7 protein-coding genes and 1 pseudogene are annotated in these 7,253 nt (G+C 42.5%); 4 read left to right on the top strand and 4 right to left on the bottom strand.

Annotated elements, in window-relative coordinates:
• Positions 1–750 precede the first annotated feature (750 nt).
• Positions 751–1,980, top strand: a complete 1,230-nt coding sequence (locus P378_RS01630) for an HD-GYP domain-containing protein (protein ID WP_099082046.1) — start codon at positions 751–753, stop codon at positions 1,978–1,980.
• Positions 1,981–2,013: 33 nt separating this feature from the next.
• Positions 2,014–2,607: a DUF5317 domain-containing protein gene (locus tag P378_RS01625; RefSeq protein ID WP_099082045.1), complete on the top strand. Its 594-nt coding sequence runs from the start codon at positions 2,014–2,016 to the stop codon at positions 2,605–2,607.
• An 80-nt stretch (positions 2,608–2,687) separates the two neighbouring features.
• On the opposite strand, the pseudogene truA reads toward P378_RS01625, so the two are convergent.
• A pseudogene (gene truA, locus P378_RS01620) lies at positions 2,688–3,424 on the bottom strand (tRNA pseudouridine(38-40) synthase TruA).
• 239 nt (positions 3,425–3,663) lie between these two features.
• On the opposite strand from truA, the gene P378_RS01615 reads away from it, so the two are divergent.
• A complete protein-coding gene (locus P378_RS01615; RefSeq protein ID WP_099082044.1) occupies positions 3,664–4,020 on the top strand; it encodes a metallophosphoesterase family protein in 357 nt (118 codons plus the stop codon).
• A 34-nt stretch (positions 4,021–4,054) separates the two neighbouring features.
• Here P378_RS01615 and speD read toward each other — a convergent pair whose 3' ends face one another.
• The gene (speD, locus tag P378_RS01610; protein WP_099082043.1) at positions 4,055–4,441 is read right to left on the bottom strand and encodes an adenosylmethionine decarboxylase; all 387 of its coding nucleotides are present in this window, start codon (positions 4,439–4,441) and stop codon (positions 4,055–4,057) included.
• Positions 4,442–4,720: 279 nt separating this feature from the next.
• Here speD and P378_RS01605 point away from each other — a divergent pair, with 279 nt between their 5' ends.
• Complete coding sequence (locus tag P378_RS01605) at positions 4,721–6,133, top strand: substrate-binding domain-containing protein (protein WP_099082042.1); 1,413 nt, start codon at positions 4,721–4,723, stop codon at positions 6,131–6,133.
• Between the two features lie 73 nt (positions 6,134–6,206).
• Here the strand turns inward: P378_RS01605 and P378_RS01600 are convergent, their stop codons facing one another.
• The gene (locus P378_RS01600) at positions 6,207–6,737 is read right to left on the bottom strand and encodes a macro domain-containing protein (protein ID WP_099082041.1); all 531 of its coding nucleotides are present in this window, start codon (positions 6,735–6,737) and stop codon (positions 6,207–6,209) included.
• 38 nt (positions 6,738–6,775) lie between these two features.
• Positions 6,776–7,183: a secondary thiamine-phosphate synthase enzyme YjbQ gene (locus P378_RS01595; RefSeq protein ID WP_099082040.1), complete on the bottom strand. Its 408-nt coding sequence runs from the start codon at positions 7,181–7,183 to the stop codon at positions 6,776–6,778.
• Between the last annotated feature and the right edge of the window lie 70 nt (positions 7,184–7,253).

Here is a 7,253-nt window from a genome sequence, read left to right as displayed (position 1 = left end):
TGCGCCCAATTGCATGACAAATACTGGAAAATGGGAGGTAATATACTCAAAAAATATTAGTTTTCGTCTTAAAATCTAAAAAAAGTGGGTCACTACTGTTAATTAATGTAAATTTTATTTTTTGAAAGAAGTAAAATTAGGGTTTTAAAGGGGTTTTTTCAACACCCTCCTAGCTTGTAAGGCTGAGGGTTGATTCTTTTCACCACAACCGCTGATAAAGGAAAAAAGTAAGAATAATAGTACAAAAGCACATATCCATCTTCTGTTAGACAAATTAACGCCCCCGTTAGTAGTAAGTTGGATATTTTCCAATAATTATACAATATTTTGATAGAAATAGGTATAATTATCCAAAATGTTTTGAAAACAGAAGGAGCGTCTTTCTGCTACCTGGCAGAAAGACGCTCCTTATAAATGAATTACCATCTCTTGGGAGCGCCTGAAGCATAAATTAATGAAAGAAGAACAAGCACAGAATAAGGAATATAAGCAAACAAACGCATCATGAAACAATCCCCCCTTATTTGGCATAATATGTTATTTCCCCTTGTATTTATTATATCAATAACAAAAGACTTGTCCATAAAAAAATCTAATTAATTTATTCCATAACTTTTATTTATTCTACATTATATGACATAAATTCTTCTATAATTTTAGAAAAATTGTTAAACTTGAAGGGTTTTTTCACTTTACTAAGAATTATTTCTTAAAACTCGTTTATTTTAGAAAAGAAGTGTATGGCAAAACATGGCAAAAATAAAAAAAGTCTTGACACCGTTTGTTTTATATCAAATTGTTATTGCTTTACTGGGTTTATACTTAATTCTTAAAGCCGCACCTCATTGGAGCTTGGAATTTATATGGGTTTATTTCTTTTGGATTCTATTTTGTACTGGTACTGAGTTTAAGCCAGTAACAATGCCATCCAACATTCAGCTATCAGTATCCTGTGCCGTGCACATCTCATCCTTAATCCTGTTTGGTTGGCCTGTGGCAATTTTGATCGCTACAGTTGCTAACGTAATAGTAGATATAAAACGCGGTTTAAAAAAAGTAATTTTTAATATAAGCCAAATTGCAATAACAATTTACCTTTCTTGGCTCGTTTACGAACTATTGGTACCAGTGGCAGGTCACTTGAATTTTCGCAAAGAATATTTCCCTGCTATGCTTCTTAGCTGCCTGACATATGTCATTGTTAATTCCATACTGGTCTCTGGAATTATTTCTTTAAGCCAGGGAAAGAAATTCTACAAAGTATTAACAAGTGATATCAAACTGGAAGCTTTACATATTATAACACTGGTTACAGTTAGTTTGCTTATTATTATCTGTTATACAGTGGACCCGCTGTCCATAATATTTGTTATTTTGCCGCTGTCTATGGCTCACTTCAATTTTGAGAACTACATCAAACTAAGGACGGCTACCAAATCTACCATTGAAGTCCTTGCTGATATAATTGATAAAAGGGACTCCTATACTGCCGAACATTCTTACAGGGTCGCAAAATATTGCGAACTGATAGCAGAAGAATTACAACTTCCCCCCGATAAAGTTGAAACCATCGTTACTGCCGCCAGGGTGCATGATCTTGGAAAAATCTCTATACCGGATTCAATATTATTAAAAAACGGGCCCTTAACCTCAGAGGAAAGAGAGGTAATAAAGAGCCATTCACAGGTGGGTTACAATATCGTCAATAACCTGAAGTTCTATAAATCCGGTGCGAAACTGGTTCTGTTTCATCATGAAAGGTACGATGGCAAAGGTTACCCACAATGCTTAAAGGGAGAGAACATCCCACTTGGAGCAAGAATATTGGCCGTTGCGGACTCCTATGACGCAATGACATCCAATCGTCCTTACAGAAAAGCAATGACCACTGATCAAGCCATCAACGAATTAATCAATAATGCAGGAGCCCAGTTTGACCCTGTGGTTGTACAAGCCTTTATCAATATCGTAAAACGATAAAAGGAGAAAGAGTTAATCTCCGGGAGGTAAGCCATGATTTTTGTGTTAATTGTATTTCTTACCATCATTCTTACATTAATGACCGGTGGAACCTTGCACAACCTTAAACATATTAATATTCGCCATTCATGGCTTCCTGTGGTTGCAGTAACAATAAAATTAGTAACTCATACCCCTCTCCGGTATACTTTAGGCATCTCCGATAACCTGGCCTTTTATCTATACATTATTTCATTAGTATTGATTGCCCTTTTTCTGTTACTAAATTTTCGTCTGCGCGGTTTTGGCCTGGTTGCCATAGGATTCATTTGTAATGCCCTGGCAATTGGCTTTAACGGCGGGTATATGCCGGTTAAGCGTGAATATCTGGATCTTATCGCCACTGCGGAAGATCTGGAAAAAATTAATCAGGGTTTACCGGCCTTTAACTACGTCCTTACCGGGCCTGACACAAAATTTTATTATCTGTGTGATATATTCCGCATGCCCGACTGGGTTCTGGTGACCAGAGTTTTCAGCATAGGGGATATTATATTAGCCGTTGGCGGCTGTATTTTTGCCTGGCATTACTTAAAATCCACCCAGTTTCATAATCACAAGATTACAAGATATACTCTTCCCCGCTGAAATAAACAGGACTCATTCAGAAAACCATAACAAAAGGGACAGTTTCTTTGCAGCAAGCAACCGTCCCTTTTATTGCTCCATTAATAATTAACTTCCAACAAATACAATCCCTTCGGTGCAACTGTGGGGCCGGCCAGGGTTCTGTCTTTTTTTCCAATATCTCCTTTGCATATTCCGGCTTCATTCTGCCTAAACCCACTTCAAGCAAGGTCCCCGTAATAATCCGGACCATATTATGTAAAAACCCGTTCCCGTGAAAAGCCATCTCTATCAAACATTCGCTTTTGTTTATATCAACGGAATAAAGCGTTCTTACGTTAGATTTTTTCTTTGACCTCGAGGACTTAAAGCCGGAAAAATCATGCTCCCCGATCAGATAGGAAGCGGCTTTTCGCATGGCTTCCATGTTTAAATTTTCGGGTATATGCTCGGTATACTTGCGCAGGAAAGGATCGTGGTGCTTGCAGTTCCATATTCGATAGATATATTTTTTGGATACGGCACTATACCTGGCATGAAACCTTTCATCCACCTCTTCGATGCCGGTGACAACGATATCCTCGGGCAAATATCTGTATACGTAGTCCATTATTTTTTCAACGGTCATTAACGATCTGGTTTTAAAATTGGCCACCTGGCCCAGTGCATGAACACCCATATCGGTCCTGCCGGAACCGATTACTTCGATTTCTTCTCCCGTCATTTTGGAGAGGACATTCTCAATCCTGGCCTGTATGGTCATATCGGTATTGCCGAGTCTTTGCCAGCCTTTATATCTTGTACCGTCATATTGTATGGTAAGCTTGTAATTTTTCAATATGCTTTCCCCTCTTTTTTATCTGCTTTATCCCTTAGCATAGTTTCTTCCTCTTTGTTTATATTAATAACGGTTTGCCATGGCGGCAAGCCTCTGCCTAAACAAATGATACAGGGTCGTTATAAAATAAACTTCTAGCGGTGGTTGATTATGAAAATTGCTGTCATTGCGGACACTCACATAGAAAACGATACCGGTAACTGGAGGAACTTTGAAGCGTATTTGGAGAAGTCGATTTAATTATTCATGCGGGAGACTATACCGGCAGCGAAGTTGTCAAATCCCTTAAAAACACGGGAAGGTTTTCAGGGGTATGGGGAAATGTGGATGGTCAGCCGGTAAAAGAGTCTGTCAACGGTATAGAGCTCCTGGATATAACGGGTTATAAAATCGGCATCTTTCATGGTCACGGGCAAGGAAAAAGTATGCCTGAAAGGGCGTACGACCGGTTTAAAGATGAACTGTACCAGGAACAAGGTTTTATGTTGAACCCTGGTTCACCGACGAATAAGAGAAAGGAAAGATGGTACTCCTTTCTCCTTTTGGAACTGTCAGAGAAGGAAATTCATGCACAGTTGAAATTTTATTTGCCTTAAATAACCCTTCTTGGAATAACCGCCATTGACCGTTCTACTTATTCTTTCTCAATCGCTTTAAGTTTTTCATCCCCCTGCTGATTTCCATAACATTGGCATCCTCTGCATTTAATTCCTGAGTAATGCTTTCTAACGCCACCCAAGGGTCTACACGATCACCGCAGGTAAAGATATCCACTGCGGCATAGGCCAGTTCAGGCCAGGTATGAATGGTGAGATGTGATTCAGAAATAACCACCACGCCACTTACCCCCTGGGGTTCAAACCTGTGAAAGACCACTTCCCGGATTTCTGCGTCGGCCTTCCGGGCCGCATTAACCATGATCTCTTCAATGGCCTTTACGTCATTTAATATGCCTTGATCACATTCCCATATTTCAGCCAGCAATTGCACGCCCAGTGGTTGTCCTAATATACTCATGTCATTATTCTCCTTTATCTAACATTGTAGGCTTAGTTTTACCAAAAAGCTAAAAAAAATAGTTTTATAAATCCTAAAGAAACCTTTCAAAAAGTTCCACCGCAGACAGAAAAAGTTTTATTTGCCAAGAAGGTTTTTACAAGAAATCTTTAAATTGTACAAAAGTCCTAAAGTCCTATGACCTTCGTCATTTTTTCCTTTTGTTACATGATGAAAAACCTAATATTTCTTCTTTTTTCAGTCATAATAGATGTAAGACGTACTACAGAGGTGACAATCATGGCGCAGCGAATCCGGATTGTACTATTGTTTACCCTCTTTTTGTTTACCCTTATATTTATAACCGGTTGCCCCGGTCCGGAATCCCAGCAAAAACCTGAAACCGGCAACAGGGTGAAAATTGGAGTCAGTCTGGCTTCCATGGAGTTTGACGGGAACCAAAGCATCAAAAAATTTATGCAAGAACGCAGTAAAAAGGATAAAGTTCAAATTATCTGGACCGACGCCAAAATGGACCCTGCCCAGCAGGAAAAGGATGTTGATAAACTAATAAAACAAAAGGTAAAAACTATTGTCCTGCAGACGGTTGACCCTCAAGAAGGGGCAAAGCTGGTGGATAAAATTATTCAAGCCAAAATTAAAGTGGTGGGGTTGGAAACGCTCCCCTTTAATGCGCCTTTGGACGGTTATGTGGCCTCAGACCATGTTCGGACCGGTGAATTAGAAGGGCGGTTTGTGTTGAATCAAATGAACGGTCAGGCTGGCGGGCAGCAGCAAGGCGGCCAGGGCCAGGGTGGTGGCCAGCAGCAAGGCGGTCAAGGTCAGGGTGGCCAGGGTGGCGGGCAGCAGAACCAGCAGCAAAGCCTGGCAGCAAAAAACAACGTAAAAGTTTTAATCCTGAAGGGCGATCCTTACGATCCTGTTTCCGAATTAATTGCCTCCGCCGCCCAGAGTGTACTGAAGCAAAGCAAAAATATTGAAGAAATTAAAATCATTGAACACCCCAAGGGTGACCCGGAAATGGCTCAAATGACGGTTCAGAACGCTCTTAAAAACGGCACCGTCGACGCCATCCTGGCCACAGACGGCCGGATGGCAAACGCAGCGGTTTCTGTTCTGAGAAGCGAGGGGCTGGAGAACCGGGTTGTTACGGTAGGAGTGGGAGCGGATCAAAAAAATTCCCAGTCCCTTGCCGCCGGCCAGCACGATGCCGAAATAGACATTATGCCTGAAATGCTTGCCAATTTTACCCTGGAGGCGGCCCTGGACCTGGCCAATAAAGGTGTTTGGAACAATGATACCCGAGTGCAGAACGGTAATTTTGATATCCCTGCCAAAATTGTTCCGGTACGCTTAATTGACATCAGCCAGGTTCATTTGCTGAAAGCTCGCTGGGGCAATCTGCAGCAACAACAGCAACAGCAACAGCAGCAGGGACAACAGGGTAATCAACAACAGGGGTCTTCCTCTGGGGGTCAATCGGGAGGAGGTTCCGGTCAGGGTGGTCAGGGCCAAGGTCAACAAGGCCAAAAGACCAGGTTAAGAATTGTTACCCAGGACGGTAAGGTCATGGAAGTGGAAGTGGATGGTGAAATCCAAAAGATTGAACAGGCTGACGGCGGTCAACAGAGCGGTCAACAAGGTGGTCAACAGGGCCAACAAGGTGGCGGTGGCGGTCAGGGCGGTCAGTAAGCCTTTAAACAGCAGACTTGATGAGAACTGGCTCCGGTGAGCCAGTTCTGATTTTTTCATTTTAATTCAACCGCTAGTAAAAATTAGCCAGCGCTTTTTTTAGAATATTATATTTCTCATCGCTTCTCACTACAAAGGTAATTTTTTTGACGGACTTTAATTCAGGCATCATTTCTTTGAGGGTTGTTAAAGACACCTGAACAGCCTCTTTAAAGGGATAACCGAAGGCCCCCGTGGAAATAACCGGAATGGCGATGGATGTTACCTTGTGCTGTTCCGCCAGTTTGAGGGCGTTCCGGAAGCAATTGGCCAGCAGTTCATGGGCCGGCTCGTCTTTGCCATAAACAGGCCCAAGACAATGGATCACATAACGGTTGGGTAGGTTGCAGCCTTTGGTAATAACAGCCTCGCCGGTCTTTATGGGGGCCAGCGGCCGGCATTCTTCCAGCAATCCCGGCCCGGCCGCCGCATGAATGAAACCGGCAACCCCTCCGCCGGGTCTCAACCAGGCATTAGCGGCATTAACAACTGCGTCATACCCCTTCTGGGCGGCAATATCTCCCTTTACACAGTCCACAGCAATACCGGACAATGTCTTTTTCAATTTGATTAACCCCTCCCGAAACTTTTCGTATTTGATGGTTAACCCTCTCCTTGTAGCTGCAGGACGACACGCCGCTCCCTGGGACCATCAAACTCCGCCAAGTAGATACCCTGCCATGTACCGAGTAACAATCTTCCCCGTTGAATGGGGATGGTTTGTGAGTTCCCGATTAAACTGGTCATCATGTGAGCGGCTGTATTCCCTTCCCGATGTCTGTACGGCCCTTCCAGAGGGACCAACTTCTGGACAATTCCTTTAATATCCTCCATCACGTCCGGGTCTGCATTTTCATTCAGGGTCACTGCAGCAGTGGTATGGGGGATAAATACAAGCACCGAACCCTCCCGGATGCCCGTTTCGGCCACCGCTTGAGAAACAGGACCGGTAATGTCAATGAAATTATGCTGGCTGTTTGTTTGAACCTTAAATTCTTTGAGGAACAACATCAGTCAGTCACCTCTGCAGTTTATATAATATATGGTATTTCTTTATTCTCCTTATTAACCCTTCTTTAAT

It is taken from the genome of Desulforamulus profundi (genome assembly GCF_002607855.1).
The sequence above is the reverse complement of the archived record's forward strand: the minus strand, read 5'-3'. Positions and strand labels throughout refer to the sequence as shown.